Annotated in this window: 16 protein-coding genes and 2 pseudogenes; 6 read left to right on the top strand and 12 right to left on the bottom strand. The window is 74.7% G+C overall.

The genetic code is table 11. The annotated features are described in order from the left end of the window. Positions 1 to 13 precede the first annotated feature (13 nt). Together dinB and AFB00_RS01950 are read right to left on the bottom strand one after the other, a co-directional pair. Entirely contained in the window at positions 14 to 1,267 is a 1,254-nt protein-coding gene (gene dinB, locus AFB00_RS01955; protein ID WP_068795779.1) for a DNA polymerase IV, read from the bottom strand. Positions 1,268 to 1,299: 32 nt separating this feature from the next. Further along, positions 1,300 to 3,201, bottom strand: coding sequence for a hypothetical protein (locus AFB00_RS01950; protein ID WP_068795778.1), 1,902 nt, complete (start codon positions 3,199 to 3,201; stop codon positions 1,300 to 1,302). Between the two features lie 86 nt (positions 3,202 to 3,287). Here AFB00_RS01950 and AFB00_RS01945 point away from each other — a divergent pair, with 86 nt between their 5' ends. Continuing rightward, positions 3,288 to 4,115 carry a hypothetical protein gene (locus tag AFB00_RS01945; protein ID WP_156819330.1) on the top strand — a complete coding sequence of 276 codons (828 nt, stop codon included), beginning with the start codon at positions 3,288 to 3,290 and terminating at the stop codon, positions 4,113 to 4,115. A gap of 54 nt (positions 4,116 to 4,169) precedes the next feature. On the opposite strand, the gene AFB00_RS01940 is transcribed toward AFB00_RS01945, so the two are convergent. From AFB00_RS01940 to AFB00_RS01925, 5 genes and pseudogenes are all read right to left on the bottom strand, one after another. Further along, entirely contained in the window at positions 4,170 to 5,525 is a 1,356-nt protein-coding gene (locus AFB00_RS01940; RefSeq protein WP_442965841.1) for an Nramp family divalent metal transporter, read from the bottom strand. Positions 5,526 to 5,628: 103 nt separating this feature from the next. Then, positions 5,629 to 6,480 (bottom strand): annotated as a pseudogene (locus tag AFB00_RS01935) (TAXI family TRAP transporter solute-binding subunit); the annotation flags it as partial. A 125-nt stretch (positions 6,481 to 6,605) separates the two neighbouring features. Further along, positions 6,606 to 6,911: an ATP-binding protein gene (locus AFB00_RS34485; protein ID WP_231974524.1), complete on the bottom strand. Its 306-nt coding sequence runs from the start codon at positions 6,909 to 6,911 to the stop codon at positions 6,606 to 6,608. Between the two features lie 298 nt (positions 6,912 to 7,209). Next, a pseudogene (locus AFB00_RS34480) lies at positions 7,210 to 7,497 on the bottom strand (HAMP domain-containing protein); the annotation flags it as partial. A 547-nt stretch (positions 7,498 to 8,044) separates the two neighbouring features. Then, on the bottom strand, positions 8,045 to 8,701 hold the full coding sequence (locus AFB00_RS01925) for a response regulator transcription factor (protein ID WP_068795775.1): 657 nt from the start codon (positions 8,699 to 8,701) through the stop codon (positions 8,045 to 8,047). A 170-nt stretch (positions 8,702 to 8,871) separates the two neighbouring features. On the opposite strand from AFB00_RS01925, the gene AFB00_RS01920 reads away from it, so the two are divergent. The 3 genes from AFB00_RS01920 (at position 8,872) to AFB00_RS01910 (ending at position 14,069) form a co-directional block, all read left to right on the top strand. Beyond that, positions 8,872 to 10,689, top strand: coding sequence for a flavin-containing monooxygenase (locus AFB00_RS01920; protein ID WP_197519720.1), 1,818 nt, complete (start codon positions 8,872 to 8,874; stop codon positions 10,687 to 10,689). Positions 10,690 to 10,867: 178 nt separating this feature from the next. Next, entirely contained in the window at positions 10,868 to 11,449 is a 582-nt protein-coding gene (locus tag AFB00_RS01915) for a D-alanyl-D-alanine carboxypeptidase family protein (protein ID WP_156819329.1), read from the top strand. 169 nt (positions 11,450 to 11,618) lie between these two features. Continuing rightward, positions 11,619 to 14,069 (top strand): polysaccharide lyase family 8 super-sandwich domain-containing protein, encoded by a 2,451-nt coding sequence (locus AFB00_RS01910; protein WP_068795774.1) that lies wholly within the window; start codon positions 11,619 to 11,621, stop codon positions 14,067 to 14,069. Positions 14,070 to 14,108: 39 nt separating this feature from the next. On the opposite strand, the gene AFB00_RS01905 is transcribed toward AFB00_RS01910, so the two are convergent. Continuing rightward, positions 14,109 to 14,900 (bottom strand): SDR family NAD(P)-dependent oxidoreductase, encoded by a 792-nt coding sequence (locus AFB00_RS01905; protein WP_068795773.1) that lies wholly within the window; start codon positions 14,898 to 14,900, stop codon positions 14,109 to 14,111. A 127-nt stretch (positions 14,901 to 15,027) separates the two neighbouring features. On the opposite strand from AFB00_RS01905, the gene AFB00_RS01900 reads away from it, so the two are divergent. After that, positions 15,028 to 15,642 (top strand): TetR/AcrR family transcriptional regulator, encoded by a 615-nt coding sequence (locus AFB00_RS01900; RefSeq protein ID WP_083275186.1) that lies wholly within the window; start codon positions 15,028 to 15,030, stop codon positions 15,640 to 15,642. A gap of 225 nt (positions 15,643 to 15,867) precedes the next feature. Here AFB00_RS01900 and AFB00_RS01895 read toward each other — a convergent pair whose 3' ends face one another. The 3 genes from AFB00_RS01895 to AFB00_RS01885 are packed head-to-tail and all read right to left on the bottom strand — an operon-like array spanning position 15,868 to position 19,002. Further along, complete coding sequence (locus AFB00_RS01895; protein ID WP_068795772.1) at positions 15,868 to 17,373, bottom strand: tripartite tricarboxylate transporter permease; 1,506 nt, start codon at positions 17,371 to 17,373, stop codon at positions 15,868 to 15,870. Between the two features lies 1 nt (position 17,374). Then, a complete protein-coding gene (locus AFB00_RS01890) occupies positions 17,375 to 18,007 on the bottom strand; it encodes a tripartite tricarboxylate transporter TctB family protein (RefSeq protein WP_068795771.1) in 633 nt (210 codons plus the stop codon). Further along, complete coding sequence (locus AFB00_RS01885) at positions 18,004 to 19,002, bottom strand: Bug family tripartite tricarboxylate transporter substrate binding protein (protein WP_156819328.1); 999 nt, start codon at positions 19,000 to 19,002, stop codon at positions 18,004 to 18,006. The genes AFB00_RS01890 and AFB00_RS01885 overlap by 4 nt, the downstream gene beginning before the upstream one ends. 149 nt (positions 19,003 to 19,151) lie before the next feature. Between AFB00_RS01885 and AFB00_RS01880 the strand changes: the two genes are divergently transcribed. After that, entirely contained in the window at positions 19,152 to 19,565 is a 414-nt protein-coding gene (locus AFB00_RS01880; RefSeq protein ID WP_068799920.1) for a universal stress protein, read from the top strand. Positions 19,566 to 19,593: 28 nt separating this feature from the next. Here the strand turns inward: AFB00_RS01880 and AFB00_RS01875 are convergent, their stop codons facing one another. Next, the gene (locus AFB00_RS01875) at positions 19,594 to 20,088 is read right to left on the bottom strand and encodes a hypothetical protein (RefSeq protein ID WP_068795769.1); all 495 of its coding nucleotides are present in this window, start codon (positions 20,086 to 20,088) and stop codon (positions 19,594 to 19,596) included. Positions 20,089 to 20,160: the final 72 nt, after the last annotated feature.

The following is a 20,160-nucleotide window of genomic DNA, read 5'->3' as shown; positions in this document are numbered from 1 at the left end:
CCGACGTTGACGATCATTCGTGTTCGGGCAGCACCGGCACCTGGAGCCCCTGGTCCCGGCCGAGCTGGGTGGCCCGGGCGACCGAGCCCGCGCCGAACCGGTGCCGCACGGCGTCCAGGGTGGTGTCCAGCGCGGGCCCGGAACGGGCGTCGAGCGGCAGTTCCAGCTGCACCGCGTCGTCGGTGCCGAGGTTGGTCAGCGACAGCCCGAGCAGCGTGATGCCGCGGTCGGCGATCTCCGGTGCCGCCGCCGTGAGGAGCCGCCGCGCCGCACCGAGCAGCGTCGGGGTGTGGGCGGTGGGCGCCAGCAGGGTGTGCGACCGGGTCGCCCGGGTGTAGTCACCGAACCGCAGGCGCAGCACCACCGTCCGGCACACCCGGCCGCCGGTGCCGCCGCGGTCACCGCCGGCATCGTCGTCGAGGTCGGCGCCCTTCGGCGCGCGCAGCCGCCGGGCCAGCCGGTCGACCGTCCCGGCGAGGATCGCGTCGAGCTCGGCGGGGGAGCGGTGCCGCCGCCCGAGGGCCCGCTGCGACCCGATCGAGCGCCGCGAGCGGTGCGGTTCGACCGGGCGCGGGTCGCGCAGGTGCGCCAGCGCGTGCAGGTGCCGCCCGGCGGCCGGGCCGAGGAACGAGACGAGTGCGGGCTCGCCGAGCCCCGCGACGTCGGCCACCGTCCGTACACCCAGCCCGTGCAGGGTCGCGGCGGTCACCCGGCCGACGCCCCAGAGCCGTTCCACCGCCAGCGGGTGCAGGAACTCCCGCTCCCGGGCCGGGTCGACGACCAGCAGCCCGTCCGGCTTCCCGACGCCGCTGGCGACCTTGGCGAGGAACTTCGTCCGCGCGACGCCGACGGTGATCGGCAGCCCGGCCTCCTCGGCGACCCGGGCCCGCAGGCGGGCGGCGATCGTGACGGGACTGCCCGCGATCCGGGCCAGGCCGCCCACCTCCAGGAACGCCTCGTCGATCGAGAGGCCCTCCACCTCGGGGGTGGTGTCGCGGAAGATCGCGAACACGGCCCGGCTCGCGTCGGAGTACGCCGCCATCCGGGGCGGGACGACGACCGCCGCCGGGCAGAGCGCGAGCGCCTGGCGCCCGTTCATCGCCGTCCGGACGCCGTAGGCCTTCGCCTGGTAGCTCGCCGCCAGCACCACGCCGCCGCCGACGATCACCGGGCGGTCGCGCAGGCGGGGATCGTCGCGCTGCTCGACCGAGGCGTAGAACGAGTCGAGGTCGGCGTGCAGGATGCTGGCGAGATCGCGCACGAACACATGTTCGCATGCGGGGCCGGTCCGGTCGAGGTTCAGTCGCCCGGACCGGGGCGTTCGCGCCACCGCAGCAGGGCGGTCCGGGCCGCGTCGGCCACCTCGTCGTCGGGGTGGTGGGTGCCCAGCCCGTCCAGGACGTCGCCGAGCCGCGGGTGGTCGAACCGCCACAGCTCGCCGACCGCGGCGGCCGATCCGGCCGGGAACTCGCGGGCGAACAGCGCGGGCCACTCGTCGGCGTCGATCGTGTCGATGGTGACGGTCATGACGTCGAGCGCCGCCCGGAGCAGCAGGTCCGGTTCCAGCACGTCGGCGCCGAGCAGCCCGCGGGCGACCAGCCGCCGGGCCACCTGGGCCCGGTGCGGGCCGTCGAGGTGCTCGCGGAGCAGCTCGTCGACCACGTCGTCACCGAAGCGTTCGGCCGCGACCCCGGTGGCGGTGAGCACGACGACCAGCGGCCGCCCGGGGGCGAGCGCGGCCCGGACGAACGCGGCGACCGCCCGCTCCGGGTCGGGCTGCGCGGTGTGCCAGGCGTCGATGTCACGCCGCCACTCCGCGGGGGAGACCTCACCGGCCAGGCCGACGATCTCCGCGGCCGACGCCGCCGCGGGATCGGGCCGGGTCGGGAACTCCAGTCCTTCCGCGGCGAGCACCAGCAGGGCGCACGCGATCCCGCCGGGGGTCAGCACGACCCGGCTCGCGGCCCGCTCGGACCCCGCGCGGCCGGCCGCCGGGGCGGTCCCGGTCCACGCGACGAGGCCCAGCCGTTGGAGCCGCTCCACCAGCATCGCGGTCAGCGGGATCCCCGGTCGCGGGTCCTCCCAGCCGAGCAGCAGTTCCAGCAGCTCGGCGAGGTCGTCGAGGTCCATGCCGTCGTGCGGGTGCCGGAGCAGGGCGAGGAACGCGGGCGTCGCGTCGTCGACCGGCTCGGGCAGGGCGGCACCCGGGTCGTCGGGCTCCTCGGGGTCGCCGTCGGAGCCGCCGAATGCCTGGTCGAGCAGCTCGAGGGCGATCTCCTCGGCCGGGTCCGGCGGCCCCGCCGCCGGCGGGTCGGCCGCGTCCTCCGTGGGGGCCGCGAACACGTCCAGCTCGCCGAGCACGTCGTCGAAGGACGGCGGGGACCGCCGTTCGCCCAGCACGGTCAGCACGCCGTGCTCGGCCGCGGCGAGCACGAGGTCCTCGTGCGCGGTGGTGTCGTCCAGCCCGGCGAACCGGTTCCCGGCGACCAGCCGCCCGTTCTCCCGGCGCACCGCGCCCGCCCGGACCGCCGTCTCCAGCACCCAGGTCAGCACGGTCAGCCGGTCGGCTCGGTCGAGCCGGGGCCGGTCCTCGACGTCGTCGGTGCCGAGCCGCTGCGCGAGCTCGCGGGCGTCGGCGACCCGCAGGTTCCCGGTCCGGGTGAGCGTCCGGCCGCGCTCACCGCACCACGCCGCCAGCGCCCGGGCGTCGGCCAGCACGGTCGCCGCGGCGGCCGACGCCGCGCGGTCCGCGGGACCGGGGATCCGCACCGGGTCCGGTGGCGTGCCGAACTCGTCCAGCACGGGATGGGCCGGGTGCGCCTCCAGCTCCGCGTAGTCGTCGACGTAGGCGGTGCACAACCGGCGCACCTGCGACGGCCGCGGGCTGTCCGCGGTGAGCAGCCCCCGTTCGTCGAGGTACTCGACGAACACCGCGACGGTGAGCGGCACCAGCCGCACCGGCAGCCCGTACTCGGCGACGACGTGCGGGCACCAGCCGTCGAGGAAGGTCTCGACGTGCTCGATCGGCCAGTCGGCGAGGTCGCCGTCGCCCTCGAGCCACTTGTACTGGAGCAGCAGCTCGGCCGACATCGGCTCGGCGACCAGCTCGTTCTCCTCGAGCCAGTCGGCGAAACCGCGGATCAGCCGGCCCGCGCACTCGTGGAACGCCTCGTCCTCGTCCACCCCGAACCGCATGCGCATGGGGCCGAGTGTGCACCGTGACCGGCTCGCGTGGGGACCGGCGTGTCCGGTACGGGTGCGATCGCGAACGGGCAGGATGGGTGGAGATGACGACCGTGCTCGCTCTGCTGATCGCCGCCGCCGCCATGGTCGGCAACACGGTCGCGGCGCTGTGGGAGGCCAGGGGCAGCCGGCTCGCCCGGTACGGGCGGCCGGTGTGGCTGCAGCCGTGGTTCCTGGCGGGGCTGTTCGCCGACGTCGTCGCCTGGGTCCTGACCGTCGTCGCGCTGCGCTACCTGCCGGTCTTCGCGGTGCAGTCCATCCTGGCCGGGGCGATCGCGCTGACCACGCTGGCCGACCACGGCTGGAACCCGTGGAACCTGCTGCTGCGCGACCGGTTCGCCGTCGTCGCGGTGCTCGCCGGGCTGGTCCTGGTGGCCGCCGCGGCCGAGCCCGAGCGGCCGGGGGCGCTGCCGGCCGCGGCCACCCCGGCGCTGCTGGTCGCGTTCGTGGTGGTGCTCCTCGCGGCGCCGATCGTGTGGCGGCTGCGGCGGCCGAACCTGCTGGCGTTGCTGGCCGGGCTCGGGTTCGGCGGGACCGCGCTCGCGGTGCGGGCGCTGCATCCCGGCCCGATCGGCTGGGACACGGTCGGTGAGCTGCTGCGTGACCCGCTGGTCTACGGCGTCGTCGCGATGGGGGTGCTCGGTGTGCTGGCCTTCGCCAAGGCCCTGCAGGACGGCGCCGTCGGCCCGGCGACCGCGGTGCTCTCGGTGACCGAGGTGGTGGTGCCGGGCGCGGTCGGCATCGCGTTGCTGGGCGACCGCATCCGGCCCGGCTGGGAGGTGGCCGCCGCGATCGGGGTCGTGGTCGCGCTGGCCGGGGTCGTCGCGCTCACCCGGCCCGATCCCGACACCGAGCGGCGGCGGGTGCACTGAGCCGGCGCCCGGACGCCCCGGCGGCCACCGGACCGCCGGGGCACCGGTGCGGGCTCAGCCGGTGACCCGCTGGTAGATGTCGGTGACCAGCAGCACCAGGAACAACGCCGACGAGGCACCGAGCAGCGTGTTCGACAGCCACCTCGACCGCCCCGCCGCCGGGATCCGCGAGGAGTTCAGCAGCAGCATCAGGGTGATCGCGAGGAACGGCATGAACACCGAGCCGAGCACGCCGTAGACCAGCGTGAGGCCGAACGGCCGGTCGACGAACAGCAGCAGCATCGGCGGGAAGGTCAGCCACAGCAGGTAGCCGCGGAACGGCACCGAGCGCTCGATCGCGGTGGAGACGAACGCGCCCCGGCCCCCGTCCTGCTCGGACGCCGTCGCACCGACGGCGGCCTCGGCGTCGGTGAGCGTGGCGGCCCTGCCGTGCGGCAGGCGCAGCGTGCGGACGAGGTCGGCGAACAGCAGGCTCACCCCGTTCCAGACCCCGAACAGGGAGCTGATCGTCACGGCGAAGAAGCCGACGAGGAACAGGATGCGCGACCACTGGCCGTAGTCCTGGGCGAGCGCGTCGCCCAGCACGAGCAGGCCCTTGTCGCTCTCGGTCAGGTTCTGGCCGAGCAGCATCGTGGACCCGACGATCAGCATCGCGACGACGAAGATGCCGGTCATGACGTAGCCGACGGTGTTGTCCAGCCGCATCATCGACAGCCAGCCGGTGCCCTTCCAGCCCTTGGCGAACATCCAGTAGCCGTACGCCGCCATGGTGATCGTCCCGCCGACGCCGCCGATCAGGCCCAGCACGTAGACGGTGGACCCGTCGGGAAGGGTCGGCACCAGGCCGGTCGCGAGGTCGCCGAGGTCCGGCGTCACCAGGATCGCGATCGACACCACCGACACGAACTTGATCAGCACGAGCACGGTCATGAACTTCTCGAACACGTGGTAGCGCTGGGCCCAGACCAGCCCCAGGCCGAGCAGGCCGGCGAGCATCGCCCAGTACCGCACGGACAGGCCACCGAACAGGGCGTTCAGCGGCAGCCCGACCGCGGACATCGCCGTCGCGCCGTAGACGAAGCCCCAGATGACGATGTAGGCGGCGAAGAAGCCGGTGGCCCAGCGGCCGAGCCGGCGCCACCCGTCCAGCAGGGTCGTGCCGGAGGCCAGGTGCCAGCGGCCCACGCCCTCGCCGAGCGCGAGCTTGAGGACGGTGCCGAGCAGCGCGGCCCACAGCAGCGCGGTGCCGTACTGGGCGCCGGCCACCATCGTCGCGACGAGGTCACCGGCCCCGACGCCGGTGGCGGCGGCGAGCAGGCCGGGCCCGAGGCTGCGGATGCGGTCGCTGCCGGTGGGCGGGACGAGTGGTTCGGACGGGTGCCGCTGCACCCCGGTGGCGTCGTTGCTCACGCTCGGGCTCCTCGTTGCGCCGGAACTATGTGGTGCGGCGACGGTAGGAGCGGGCCGCGGCCGTCCGCCGGGTTCTTTACCGTGTCTTAGGGTCTTAGGACACTCAGCCGTGCAGGTCCCGGTACGCCGTCGCCGCCCCCGGGTGCAGCGGCACGTCCCCGGTGTCGACGAGCGCGGGCTGGTCGAGGTACTGGGTGCCGATCGCGGAGGCCGGGACCAGGTCCGGTGCGCGGGTGACGAGCAGCCGGGCGAGCGCGCCGGCCGCGTCGTCGGGCAGGGCCGGGGCGGCGAGGAGCAGGTTCGCCACCCCGATCGTCGGCACCGGCGCCGGCGCGCCGTACACCCCCGGGGGCACGGTCACCGCGGAGTACGCCCCCGTGCCGTACCGGGCGCGCAGCGCCGCGAGGTGGGTGGCCAGCGGGAGCAACCGGATCGGCCGTCGTGCGGCCAGCTCGTCGACGGCCGGCGTCGGCACGCCGCCGGACCAGAGGAACGCGTCGATCCGACCGTCGGCGAGCGCCGCGGTGGCCTCGGTGAGGTCCAGGGTCTCCGCGGCCGGCCGGACCCCGGCCGCCGTGGCGAGCCGGGCGGCGGTCGTCGCGGCGCCCGACCCGGCGGAGCCGAACGAGACCCGCCGGCCGTCGAGCTCGGCCAGCCGGGTGAACGGCGACTCCGCACGCACGGCGAGCTGCAGGTAGTTCTCGTACACCCGGCCGATCGCGAGCACGTCGAGGACGCCGCGGAACGGCGCCCCGCCCGCCCGCGCGGCGAGCACCAGGTCGGTCAGCGCGATCCCGATGGCGGCCTCGCCGCGCTCGACGAGCTCCACGTTGGACCGCGAGCCGCCGGTGGTGACCGGCCGCAGCGGGTACCCGGCGGTGGTGGCGACGTCGGCGAGCAGCGCGCCGAACTCGGCGTAGAAGCCACCCGGCTCGCCGGCGGCGAGCGTGAGCGCGGTGTCCGGACCGGGAGCACACGCCACGGCGGCCGGGACGGCGAGCGGCGCGGCGAGCAGTCCGGCCAGCACCGCCCGGCGCCCGGCCCGCCGTCGTGTCCCCGGCGGACCCACCGCCGGTGTGCTCATCGGGTCCGCTCCAGCACCAGCGTGACGAGCAGGCCCCCGGCCGGCGAGGGACCCAGGTCGAGCCGGCCGCCGCGCGCGGTGACCAGGCGGTCGGCGATGGCCAGCCCGAGCCCCGAGCTGCCACCGGCGCCGGGGGAACCGCCCTGCCAGAACCGTTGCCGGGCGCGCGGCCGGTCGGCGACGGCGAGACCGGGCCCGTCGTCGGCGACCGTGACGACGACGGTCCGGCCGGGACCGGGCGACCAGCGCACGTCCACCGTGGTCCCGCGCCCGGTGTGCCGGATCGCGTTGTCGATCAGCACGTCCAGCACCTGCTCCAGGTCGCCGGCGGGCCAGCCGACCTCCGTCCCGCCGTCCCGGCCCGCCGGTGACCCCGGTGCCCTCGGTGGCCGGTGCGGCGGCACCGGGTACCGGGGGCCCGGAGAGCGCGACCCCGGCGGCGTCGGCCGCGGGCCGCCAGGCGTCGACCCGGCCGGCGGCGACGGACGCGGCGTCGCACAGCGGGGACCCGGCCGACCCGGCCGCCACCGCCGACGCCGTCGCCTCCGCCGAGGCCAGCCCGAGCATCCCGTCCAGCAGCCGTTCCAGGCGGTCGACCTCGCCGAGCGCCGACTCGTAGGCGGACCGCCCGCCCGCGCCGACGTGCGGGTCGAGGCCGTCGACCCGCAGTCGCAACGCCGCCAGCGGGTTGCGGATCTGGTGCGAGGCGTCGGCGACGAGCCGCTGCTGCTCCTCGGCCCCGGCCTGCACGGCGGCCGACATCCGGTTGAACGAGCCCGCCAGCTCGCGCAGCTCCACCGGGCCGTCGGAGACGGCGATCTGGGCCCCGGCCCGCCCCCCGGCGACGGCCCCGACCCCGCCGGCCAGCGCCCCGATCGGCCGCAGCACCCAGCGGGCCAGCAGCAGCGCCAGCACGGCGAACGCGCACGCGGCCGCCAGCGCACCGGCGAGCACCAGCACCCAGGTCCAGCCGACGTCGGCGGCCGCCCGGGACGGGTCGGCCCGCAGCACCACCGCGCCTTCGGCCCGGGTCCCGGTGCCGACCGGCTGCCAGAGCAGCTGCGGCGCGGTGGAGAACGGGGTCACCCGCGGCGGACCGCCGGAGGGCTGGTTGCGCAGCACCGCGTCCAGCGCGGCCCCGACCCCGGGATCGTCCGGCGCGAGCCCGGCCGCGACGACGGTGCGGCGCTGCGCGTCGACCACGAGCACGCCCTCGCCGTACAGCTCGGCGTGCCGGCGGGCCCCGCGTTCGAGGTCGTCGAGGGTGTCCGCCCGCGCCGCCAGCGCGACGAACCGGTCCAGGTCCCCGGCCCGGGTCAGGGTCCACACCTGGGCCCGCGCGGTCGCGCGCTGGTCGAGCAGCGGCACGACGAACGCCGTCACGGTCAGCAGGGAGAACACGCTGAGCACGAGCAGCAGGCGGCGGCGCACGCCGTCACCGGCCCAGCCGGAAGCCGAAGCCGCGCACGGTGGCGAGCAGGCCGGGCCGGTCGAGCTTCGCCCGCAGGGCCGCGACGTGCACGTCCAGCGACTTCGAGCCGGCGACCGTCGCGTCGCCCCACACCTCGTCGAGCACCTGCTGGCGGCTGACAGCCACGCCGGGCCGCCGGGCCAGCGCCGCGACGATCGCGTACTCCTTGGCGGTCAGCGCCAGGTCGCGCCCGTCCGCGGTGACCCGCCGCGCGTCCAGGTCGATCTCCAGGTCCCCGACCCGGACGACCGACGGCGCGGCCGCGGCGGCCGGGACGCGGCGGGCGACCGCGTCGATCCTGGCCAGCAGCTCGCGCAGCCGGACGGGTTTCACCAGGTAGTCGTCGGCGCCCAGGTGCAGGCCCCGCACCACGTCCCGCTCGGCGCTGCGGGCGGTCAGCACGATGACCGGCACCGCCGAGTCCTGGCGGATCCGGCGCAGCAGGGCCAGGCCGTCGCCGTCCGGGAGCCCGAGGTCGAGCAGGACCAGCTCGGCGTCGGCGAGCAGCTCGGCCGCCGCGGCGGCGGTCCCGGCGTGCAGCACGCCGTGCCCCCTGGCCCGCAGCGCGTCCACGACCGCGCCGGCCACCCCCGTGTCGTCCTCGACCACCACAACCCGCACGAGCGCCGAGCATGCCCCACCCGATGGCGAGGCGGCGCGGTCGCAACCTCACCGCAACCCGTGTCGCGGATCACTCCGGTGGTGTTCACTGCGAATCGTGCCCCGAGGACCGCGCCCGGGACGGCGAGCGCCCCGCGGTCGAGGCGAACCGCTCGCAGGAGGTGCCGGCAGTGACCACCACACAGGAGAAGTCCGCCGCCCGCAGGACCGCAGAGGGCTGGCTGGGGGAGTTCGCGGACGCGCTGTCGGCCCGCGACGTCGAGCGGGCGGTCTCGTTGTTCGCCGCCGAGAGCTACTGGCGGGACCTGATCGCGTTCACCTGGAACCTGAAGACGGTCGAGCACCACGACGGCGTCCGCGACCTGCTGACGCAGACGCTGGAGCACACCGACCCCGGCGCGTGGACGCTCACCGCCGAGCCCACCTCCGCCGACGGCGTCACCGAGGCGTGGTTCACCTTCGGTACGGCCGTGGGCCGCGGGTCGGGTCACGTCCGGCTGGTCTCCGACGCGGGCACGCCGAGGGCGTGGACGCTGCTCACCACGCTCGACGAGCTGACCGGCCACGAGGAGCCGAGCGGGGTGAACCGCCCGTTCGGCACCGAGCACGGTGCCAACCCGGACCGGGTGACCTGGAAGGAACGGCGCGAGACCGAGCTGGCCGAGCTCGGCCGGGACCGGGACCCGGAGGTCGTGGTCATCGGCGGGGGGCAGGGCGGCATCGCGCTCGGCGCGCGGCTGCGGCAGCTGGGCGTCGAGACGATCGTCGTCGAGCGCAACGAGCGGCCGGGTGACTCCTGGCGTCGCCGGTACAAGAGCCTCGCCCTGCACGACCCGGTCTGGTACGACCACCTGCCGTACCTGAAGTTCCCGGAGAACTGGCCGGTGTTCGCGCCGAAGGACAAGATCGGCGACTGGCTGGAGTTCTACACCCGGATCATGGAGCTGAACTACTGGGGCTCGACGACGGCCCGCTCGGCGACGTTCGACGAGGGATCGGGCCGCTGGTCGGTCGTCGTCGACCGGGCCGGGGAGGAGATCACGCTGCGGCCGCGCCAGCTCGTCGTCGCGCTGGGGGTCTCCGGTAAGCCGAACGTCCCCGACCTCCCCGGCCGGGAGCAGTACCGGGGCGAGGTCCAGCACTCCTCCGAGCACCCCGGGCCGGACGCCTACGCCGGGAGGAAGGTCGTGGTCGTCGGGTCGAACAACTCGGCGTTCGACATCTGCGGCGCCCTCTGGGAGGTCGGCGCGGACGTCACGATGCTGCAGCGCTCCTCGACCCACATCATCCGGTCGGAGTCGCTCCTGGAGCACTGCCTCAAGGGGCTGTACTCGGAGGAGGCGGTCGCGAACGGGATCGACACCCGCACCGCGGACATGATCTTCGCGTCGCTGCCGTACCGGATCATGAACCGGTTCGAGAAGCCGAACTACGACCGGGTCCGGGAGGTCGACGCGGACTTCTACGCCAAGCTGGAGAAGGCGGGTTTCGAGCTCGACTTCGGCGACGACGACTCGGGTCTGTTCATGAAGTACCTGCGGCGGGGGTCGGGCTACTACATCGACGTCGGTGCCGCCCAGCTCGTCGCCGACGGCGAGGTGCGGCTGGTCCGCGGCCAGGTCCAGGAGTTCACCGGTTCCGGGGTGCGCCTGGCCGACGGCACCGAGCTCGACGCCGATCTCGTCGTGTTCGCCACCGGGTACCGGTCGATGAACGGGCTCGCGGCCGACATCGTCGGCCAGGACGTCGCCGACCGGGTCGGCAAGGTGTGGGGTCTCGGGTCCGACACGACCAAGGACCCCGGCCCGTGGGAGGGCGAGCAGCGCAACATGTGGAAGCCCACCCAGCAGCCGAACCTGTGGTTCCACGGCGGGAACCTGCACCAGAGCCGGTTCTACTCGCTGTACCTGGCGTTGCAGCTCAAGGCCCGGCAGGAGGGGATCCCGACGCCGGTGTACGGCCTGCAGGAGCGGCACCACCTGTCCTGAGGCGACGGTTCCCGGATCCGGGGCGACGGGCGGGTCCGGGAACCGTCGCGGCGCCCCGGGGCCGCGACGACCGGAATCGGATACGCCCCGGCAACATGGCGCGGCCTTGACTGGCGTCGTGACCCCTCGTCCCGCAGCACGACCACGGACCCGGTCCGGCCGGCCGACGCCCCCGACGGTGCTGGCGGTCGCCGCCGTGGTGGTCGGCGTCCTCGGTGCCGGGGTGGCGACGGCCACGCTCCCGGTGCCGCCGCCGGCCCCCGCGCCGGCGGTGGCCGCGGAACCCCCGCCCCCCGACGCCCCGTACGCACCCGGACCGGCCGCCGGTGACGTCCCGGACGACCTGACGGTCACCGACGACGGGCTCCCGGCCGTGGACAACCTCGACCCCGGCCTGCTCGCGGCCCTGCGCCTGGCCGCGCCGGACGCCGCGGCCAGGGGGATCACGTTGTACGTGACCAGCGGCTGGCGGTCGCCGCAGTTGCAGCAGCACATGTACGACGACGCCGTCGCCCGGTACGGGCCGCAGTACGCCGCCCAGCGGGTCGCCACCGCGGACACGTCGCTGCACGTGGCGGGAGACGCGGTGGACATCGGCCGCACCGACGCCGCGTACTGGCTCGCCGACCACGGCGACGCCTACGGGCTGTGCCAGGTCTACCTCAACGAGCCGTGGCACTACGAACTGCGCCCCGACGCCGTCGCCGGAGGCTGCCCGAGCCCCTACGCCGACCCGTCGGCGGATCCGAGGATGCGGTGACCGGCCGGGCCGCAGGGCACCGCGCCACCGGTGCAGCGGGCCGCCGCCACCCGGCCCAATCGGGGCGCGACACGCCTCGACTACTTGCGGGAGCAACCAGTTCCGGGCACGGTACGGCGGCGCCCGGTCCCGACACCGAGGGGCGCGCCCGCACGCCGAGGAGGCCGTGATGCCCGTACCCCGCCGTACCGTCCTGTCCGGAGCGCTGGTCACCGCGACCGTGGCGCTCCTCGGATCCCGGCTGAGCACCGCGACCGCGCACGCCGAGGGTCCGGCCGACCTGGTGCTGGCCCGGCGGCGGGAGTTCCTCACCGGAGCACCCTGGATGAGCGACGACGCCCGGATCGTCGCGCGGCGCGACGCCGTCGACGCGACGGTCGCCGGGTTGCTGGGCGACATCGCGACGGGATCCGGCCCGGTGCCGTCCGGGGTCTGGCCGGACCGGCCGATCGACCGGCTGGACTCCGAGGCGCAGCACTTCGTCAACCTGCAGAGCACGGCCGACGAGCTGCAGTCGATCGCGCTCGCCTGGGCGACCGAGGGCAGCGTCCATCAGGGGAGGACCGAGGTCCGCGACGCCGCGGTCGGTGGGCTGGAGCTGGTGGCCCGGTACTTCACCCCGGCGGAGAAGCCGGAGATGGCCACGGTCGGCAACTGGTACAACCGGGAGATCGGCGCCCCGAAGGCCATCATGGACGCACTGGTGCTGCTCGGTGCCGAGGTCCCGGCCGCGACCCGCACCGCGCTCCTGGACGCCTGCCGCACCCTCGTCCCGAACCCCAACCTGCGCGGCGAGGACATCCGGGAGGTCAGCGCCAACCGGACGGACAAGGCCACGATCGCGGTGCTCCGGGGGGTGCTCGGCGCGGACCCCGCCGCCACCGAGAGCGGCCGGGCGGCGTTCAGCGACGAGGAGGGCGGCGGCCGCGACGACGTGTTCGCGTTCGCGACCAGCGGGGACGGCATCTACGCCGACGGCTCGCTCATCCAGCACCGCCGGCTCCCGTACGTCGGCGGGTACGGCACCGTCCTGCTGAGCCGGGTGGCCGCGGCGCTGTGGATGCTGCAGGGCTCCGAGTGGTCGCTGGAAGACGCCGACCCCACCGTCTTCTACGACGCGGTGGACCGCGCGTTCACCCCGTTCCAGTGGGACGCCCGGACGATGAGCACGACCCGGGGCCGGGGGGTCTCCCGGTCGGACATCCTGGAGATCGACAACGGTCTCGGCCTGGCCGCCGCCGTCCACCTGCTCGCCGAGAGCGCCCCGGCGGAGCGCCGCACGGCGCTGCGGGCGACGGCGCGCGGGTGGCTCGAGCGCACACCCGGCCTGGACCTGGGCACGGCCGGGATGGGCGTCGCCAACACCGCGCGCTGCGTCGACCTGCTCACCGACCCGGAGCTGAGCCCCGCGCCCCGGCTGTCCGGCACCGTCCACACCCACCTGCAGGAACGGATGGTCCACCACGGCGGTACCTGGGCCGCGGTGGTCAACACGTCCTCGACGCGGATCGGCCGTTTCGAGTGGGGCAACCGGCAGAACCAGTACGGCTGGTACCAGGGCGACGGCATGATGTTCCTCTACACCGAGAGCCGCCACGACCACTACGACGACGGCTACTGGCCCACCGTCGACCCCTACGCCCCGGCCGGTGTCACCGCGAACTCCCAAGAGCTGGAGCCGCACGCCGAGGAGGGCACCAGCATCCCGGCGGCGAAGAACACCTACGCCGGTGGCACCACCCTGGGCGGGGACAGCGGATCGACCGCGATGGACCTGACCAACGACCGGGGCAACCTGTCGGCGTTGACGTCCTGGACCTACCTGCCCGGCTCCGTGGTCTGCCTCGGCAGCGCGATCACCGACTCCTCGGGCACCGAGGTCCGCACGGTGCTGGAGAACCGCGGCTACCCGAAGGGCGGTGTACCCGCGGTGCAGGCGGACGGCACCGCGCTGCCCGCCGGCACCGGTGGTGATCCGGTGCAGGCGCGCACGTCCGTGCACGTGGCCGGGCACGCCGGGATCGTGCTGCTGGCGCGGCCGGGCGGGGCTCCCGAGCCGGTGCGGGTCCGGATCGAGTCCCGCAGCGGGAGCTGGACCACGATCGACACGCTGAAGAACTCGGACCCGACGCCGATCGAGCGCGACTACGTCCGGGTCGAGCGGATCCACGGCGACTCCGGTGCCACGGACGCGGGCTACGCCTACCAGATCCTCCCCGGCGCCGACGCGGCCGCGACGAGCAGCGCCGCGGAGGCCCCCGGCGTCGTGGTCGTGGCGGCCGACGCGCGGTGCCACCTGCTCCACGACGGCGAGGGGCGGTGGTTCGGGCACTTCTTCGCCCCCGCGCAGGCCGCAGGCTTCACCGCCGACCGGTCGTGCAGCATCGGGGTGCACGTCGGCGACGGCGCGACCGAGATCGCGGTCGCCGACCCCCGGCGTGCCACGGAGCCGGTCACCGTCACGTTCCCGTTCGACGCGCCCGGCCCGGTCCGGACCCCCGACGACCGGGTGCGGGTCGTCGCGACGGCACCGCTGACGGTCACGGTCGACACGGGGACGGACCCGGCCGCCACCCGCCGCGTGGTGTTCGACGGCGCCGCGGCCCTGCCCGCTCCGTGAGCCGTGGCCCGTGCCCGCCGCGACGCCCGCCCGGGGCGGTCAGCTGCCCATGCCGCCGTCGACGGCGAGCCCGGTGCCGTTGACGAACCGGGAGGCGTCCGAGGCCAGGAAGACGACGGCGTCGGCGATGTCGGAGACCTCGGCGAGCCTGCCGGACGGGGTGAGCCCGACGACCTGGGCGACCGCGTCCTGCGGGTCGGTGAACAGGCCGAGCCCGGCCGTCTCCACGGCGAGCTTCATGCCCATGTCGGTGGCGACGAGCCCGGGGAACAGGCAGTTGACCCGGACGCCGTAGCCGAGCTTGCCGGACTCGGCCGCGGCGACCCGGGTCAGCCGGTCCACCCCGGACTTCGTGGCCGAGTAGCCGGCGATCGCCGGGAACGCGATGGTCGCCGCGACCGAGGCGAGGTTGATCACCGTGCCGCCGTTCCCGGCGGCTCCGCCGGGGCGCATGGCGCGGAACGCGTGCTTGGTCCCGAGCAGCGTGCCGAGCAGGTTCACGTCGAACATCGCCCGGTGCGCGTCCGGCTCGGCGTCGGCGATCAGCTGGGTGACCTCGATACCGGCGTTGTTCACCACGACGTCGAGCCGGCCGAGGGTCTGCACGGTGTGCGCCACGGCGGCGGCCCACCGCGCGTCGTCGGTGACGTCGAGCTCGACGAACGCGGCGCCCTCGAGCCGGGCCGCGGTGCGTTCACCGGCTTCGGTGAGCACGTCGGCGACCATCACCCGGGCGCCCGCCCCGGCCAGCGCCTCGGCGGCACCGGCGCCCAGGCCGCGCGCCCCACCGGTGACCAGCGCCACCCGTCCCGTCAGATCCGTCGTGGACATCGCCGTCCCTCCGTTCGTGACCGGCACCACACGGCGCCGGTCACGACCGTGTCCGATCTCTGGACGACTGTCAAGATTCTTCAGGACGATCGTCCAGCATGTCGCGGACGGGAGTATCGTCGGCCCGGTGAGCAGCCCAGCCGCCCGGCCGAGGCGACCGGTCGACAAGTTCGAGGACCGCCGTCGCGAACTCGCGGACGCGGCGCTCCTGACCCTGACTGAACTCGGCTACGCCCGTACCAGCCTGCGGACGATCGCCCAGAACTCACCGTTCTCGCACGGGGTCCTGCACTACTACTTCGCGGACAAGGTCGAGCTGATCACCTACTGCGTCCGGCGCTACAAGGAGACCTGCGTCGAGCGGTACGACGGCATCGTCTCCGACGCGGAGACGGCGCCGGAGCTGCGGGCCGCGGTCGGCGAGGGGCTGGCGGCGACGCTGTCGGCCGACGCCGTCCTGCACCGGCTCTGGTACGACCTGCGGTCCCAGTCGCTGTTCGAGGAGTCCTTCCGCGCCGACGTCGCGGAGATCGACGACAGCCTGCAGCGGATGATCTGGCGGGTGGTGTCGGCCTACGCCGGGTTCACCGGGACCGCGCCGACCTGCGAGCCGTCCTTCGCCTACGCGGCGTTCGACGGTCTGTTCCAGCAGGCGTTGCTGCGGCACCTGGCGGGCTCGCCGACGGCGCTCGACGACCTGCGCGCGGGTGCGGGGGAGCTGCTCCGCCGGATGTTCGTCTGACGGGGCCGAGGATCCGCCGTCGTCGGATCCCCGGCCCCGCTGCCACCCCGTCACCCGCGACCCGTCCGCGGCCGGCACGCGCGACGGAGGGGGAGTCGGTCGCACGCGGCCAGGGCGCGGAGGCGCCGGGTTCGCCCGGCGGCGGCACCGGGCGGGGGTGGAGCCCGAGGGCCCGGGGGCCTCGCCGTGGGGAGCGCGGCGAGGACCCCGGACGCGGGGGCCGTCTCACACGTCGGCGGCCCGCTTCTCGGCGAACTTGCGCCAGCCGGACCAGACGAGGCCGGCGACCAGCAGCAGGTAGAGCACGATCGTGATCGGGCTCGAGACCAGCACCGCCGGGTCGTTCTCGGAGTTGCCCATCGCGTCGCGCAGCGAGTACTCGGCCAGCGGGCCGAGGATCACCGCGATCAGCACGGGCGCGACCGGGATGTCGTAGAGGCGCATCGCGAGCCCCAGCACCCCGACCACCAGCATGATCACCAGGTCGACGGTGCTCGCCCCGGCGGCGTACACGCCGAACGCCGCGAACACCGCGATGCCGGCGTACAGGTAGGACTTCGGGACCCGGAGCAGCTGCGCCCACAGCGGGGCGAACGGCAGGTTCAGGATCAGGAGCACGATCATCGCCAGGAAGAACCCGGCGAGCAGCGCCCACACGATGTCCCCGGAGCGCTCCAGCAGCAGCGGGCCCGGCTGCAGGCCGTACTGCTGGAACGCGGCCAGCAGGATCGCCGCGGTCGCCGACGTCGGCAGCCCGAGCGCGAGCAGGGCACCCATCGCGGTGCCCGCGGTGGCATTGCCGGCCGCCTCCGGACCGGCGACACCCTGGATCGAGCCCTTGCCGAACATCGGGTTCGACCGGCGGCGGTCGAGCCGGCGCTCGGTGCCGTAGGCGAGGAACGTCGGGACCTCGGCGCCGCCGGCCGGGATGATGCCGAACGGGAGCCCGTAGCCGGTACCGCGCAGCCAGGCCGGCAGCGCGGCCCGGAACTCGGCCCCGGACAGCCACGGCCGCCCGGACGGCAGCACGGTCTCCTGCTCGGTGCTCCGGCCGGACTTCGCGGCCTGGTGCAGGACCTCGCCCACGGCCAGCAGCGACACGGTGATGACGACGATCGAGACGCCGTCGAGCATCGCGGGGAAGCCGAAGGAGAATCGCGGCGTCCCGGACGGCTGGTCGATCCCGATCAGCGCGAGCACCAGGCCGATCGCCAGTGCGGCGAGACCGCGGACCGCGGAGTCGGCGACCACCGCGGAGATCGCGACGAACGCGAAGACCGCCAGCGCCAGGAACTCGGCGGGGCCGAACCCGGTGGCCAGCGCGGCCAGGGTCGGGGCGAAGAACACCACCAGCACCGAGGCGATCATGCCGCCGATGAAGGCGCCGATCGCGGCGGTGGCCAGTGCCTGGGCCGCCTTGCCGTTGCGGGCCATCCGGTAGCCCTCGAACGAGCTCGCGATGGCCGTCGAGTTGCCCGGCGTGTTCATCAGGATGCCGGCGATCGAGTCGCCGAACAGCCCGCCGAAGTAGATGCCGGTGAACATGATGAGCGCGTTCGTCGGTTCGAGGACGAACGTCAGCGGCAGCAGCAGTGCCACCGCCATCGACGAGCCGAGGCCGGGCAGGACGCCGACGGCGGTGCCGAGCAGCGCGCCGAGGAAGACGAACAGCAGCGCCGACGGGCTGAGGATGTCGGCGAAACCGCCGAGCAGGTTGGACAGCTGTTCCACGTCAGAACCCCCCGACGAAGCCGGCGGGCAGGGAGATCCCCAGCAGCCCGCTGAACACGACCTGGATGGCCGACGCCAGCGCGAGGCCGGCGAGCACGACCGGGAGCCAACGCCGGTTGCCGAGCGCGGCGGCGACGGCGGTGAACAGCCCGGTCGCGGAGAGGATCCAGCCCAGCCACGGCAGGACGACGATGAAGGCCGCGAGCCCGCCGACCGCGGTCAGCACGGCGACCGCGTTGACCCCGTCCTCGGCGGGGGCGTCGGCCGGGGCCTCCGCGTCCGCGGGGGAGCCGGCGGAGGCCGGGTCGGCGACGGTGGTCCCGTCCCCGGAACCGCTCGCGGCCTCCCCGGCGGCCATCGGTGCCCCGGCGCCCACGGTGGCCGCCGGAGCGGCGGCCGGGCCGTCGTACTCCGGCCGCGGCCGGAGGATGTCGAAGGTCAGTCCGGCCGCGACGACGAAGCACAGGACCGCGACGATCCACGGCATCGTCGTCGGGCCGAACAGGCCGCCGTCGCCGACGACCTCCATCGTCAGCGTGCCGTAGACGAGGAAGACGCCCAGTGCCGCGAGGATCGCGGGGACGACGAGTGCTCCGCGGGAGAGGTGCGCCGGACGGCGTGCTCGGGTGCTCATGCCAGCTCCAGCTCCTTCAGGAGTTCGTCGATGCGGGTCTGCTCGGTCCCCAGGAAGTCCCCGAAGCCGTCGCCGTAGATCTCGCTGCGGACCCAGCGGTTGCGGTCCACCGACTCGTCCCAGGACTCGGTGCCGACCATCTCGCGGACGATCTGCTCCAGCTCGGCCCGCTCGGCGGGCTCGATCCCGGCCGGGGCGACGACGCCACGCCAGTTCACGAGATCGACCGAGCCGAGGCCGAGCTCGTCCATCGTGGGCGCGTCGACACCCTCCAGCCGCTCGGGGGCCACCACGGCCAGTACCCGGAGCTGGCCGGCCTCGACGAGGTCGCGGAAGTCGTTGTACCCGGAGATCCCGACGCCCACGGTGCCGGCCGCCGTCGACAGCAGGCTCAGCGTGAGCTCACCGCCGCCGGGGTGCGGGGTGTAGACGAGCTGCTCGACCGGGATGCCGCGGGCCTGCGCCATCTGCGCCGCGACCATGTGGTCGATGCCGCCGGCCGACCCGCCGCCGATCGGGAGCCCGGCGGGATTCGCCTTCCAGGCGACGAGGAGATCCTCGAGGGTGCGGTAGGGCGAGTCCGCCGGGACCGCGATCACCTCGAAGTCCTCGGCGATACGGGCGATCGGAGTCGTGTCCTGCAGCGAGAGCGGACTGTTCGACTGGCTGATACCGCCGAGCATCACCGTGCCGGTGATCATCATGGTGGTGCCCTCGCCGGAGAGACCGGCGAGCTGGTTGAGCCCGATGGTCCCGCCGGCGCCCGGGATGTTCACCACCTGCACGGTGTTGACGATGTTCCCGGTACGCATGGCCTGCTGTGCCTCGCGGGCAACGAGATCCCAGCCGCCGCCTGCGGCGGCCGGGGCGATGAGGGTGAGGTTGGAGCGCGCCGCCTGTCCTTGCCCGGAACGGGCGGCGTCGACGAACGCCGTCGCGGCGAGAGCGGCGACGAGTACGATTCCCAGGGCTGCTGTGACCTGCCGTCGTGGCATGGCCGGAGACATTGGCACAGTTGGTGGCCGCCGCCAATGTCGGGTCGCGGAAACTCTAAGAACGCTGTGAACACAACGAACTTTTCTCTTTCCGTCCCCATTCTGTGGTTAGGGTCGGCGCCGTCCGCACACGCTTGATGGGGAGCGACATGACGATCTGTGTGGCCTACGGCCCGACGCCCGAGGGTGCTGCAGCGCTCGACCTGGCGGTCCGCGAGTCCCGGCTCCGCGGGGTCCCGCTGGTCGCGCTGGCGACCGAGCGCCAGGAGCGGTTCGACCCGGACGCCACCCCGCACGACGGCAGCACGCTGCGCGCCGAGATCGAGGTCCGGCTCGCGGCCCTGCACGCCGACGGCGACCCGGTCACCGAGGTGCACGTGGTCGACGACGGCGGCGACCCCGCCGAGGCGATCCTCGACCTCGCCGCGGCGCAGGACACGGAGCTGCTGGTCGTCGGGGTGAAGCGGCGCAGCCCGGTCGGCAAGCTGCTGACCGGCAGCACCGCGCAGCGGATCATCCTGGAGTCGCCGACCCCGGTCCTCGTCACCCACGCCGCCCGGTAGCGCACCGGGGCGACCGTGCCGGCACCGCTCAGGTGCGGGCCGCCGTCGCGGCGGCCGCGACGCTCGCCCGCCAGATCGCCATGGCCGACCACAGGACGAACACCTGGACCGGTAGGTCGAGCGCGTCCGGGAGCTGCGCGGCGTACGACGGCCGCAGGGTCCCGGACCGCCACACCCGGCCGGCCTCGTTGACCGCGTCCGCGGTGGTCAGCAGCGCGAACCGGCGCCCGAGACCCGAACCCGACAGCCGGTAGGTCAGGTCGCCGATCTCGACGTTCCAGTGCGGCCGCGACAGCGGCCCGTCCGGGTGGTCGACGGTCCGCAGGATGTGCGCCCGGACGTCGCCCTCCAGCGCGAAGCGCGCGATGCCCTCCGAGCGCAGCGCGTACGGGTGCCCGTCGATCACCAGGTCCCGGTGCGGCTGCCAGGTGCGCGCCGTCCAGCCGGTCACCGCCCGGCCGTCGAGACGCACCTCGTAGCGCTCCCGGAACAGCCCGACCCGCGAGGAGGTGGCACGCAGCATGCCGGAGAGACTGCCACCGGGCGGGGTCCTCCGGCAGGGGGAATGCGGGGTACCGGCGAGGTCGTTGCCATT

Source organism: Pseudonocardia sp. HH130630-07, assembly GCF_001698125.1.
Classification (GTDB): domain Bacteria; phylum Actinomycetota; class Actinomycetes; order Mycobacteriales; family Pseudonocardiaceae; genus Pseudonocardia.
This window is presented reverse-complemented; position numbering and strand designations above follow the sequence as displayed.

Excerpts from the sequence above, each read along its gene's own strand:
- AFB00_RS01950 (WP_068795778.1), bottom strand. The coding sequence starts at position 3,201 with ATGCGCATGCGGTTCGGGGTGGACGAGGACGAGGCGTTCCACGAGTGC.
- AFB00_RS01945 (WP_156819330.1), top strand. The coding sequence starts at position 3,288 with ATGACGACCGTGCTCGCTCTGCTGATCGCCGCCGCCGCCATGGTCGGC.
- AFB00_RS01910 (WP_068795774.1), top strand. The coding sequence starts at position 11,619 with ATGCCCGTACCCCGCCGTACCGTCCTGTCCGGAGCGCTGGTCACCGCG.
- AFB00_RS01905 (WP_068795773.1), bottom strand. The coding sequence starts at position 14,900 with ATGTCCACGACGGATCTGACGGGACGGGTGGCGCTGGTCACCGGTGGG.
- AFB00_RS01890 (WP_068795771.1), bottom strand. The coding sequence starts at position 18,007 with ATGAGCACCCGAGCACGCCGTCCGGCGCACCTCTCCCGCGGAGCACTC.
- AFB00_RS01885 (WP_156819328.1), bottom strand. The coding sequence starts at position 19,002 with ATGCCACGACGGCAGGTCACAGCAGCCCTGGGAATCGTACTCGTCGCC.
- AFB00_RS01880 (WP_068799920.1), top strand. The coding sequence starts at position 19,152 with ATGACGATCTGTGTGGCCTACGGCCCGACGCCCGAGGGTGCTGCAGCG.
- AFB00_RS01875 (WP_068795769.1), bottom strand. The coding sequence starts at position 20,088 with ATGCTGCGTGCCACCTCCTCGCGGGTCGGGCTGTTCCGGGAGCGCTAC.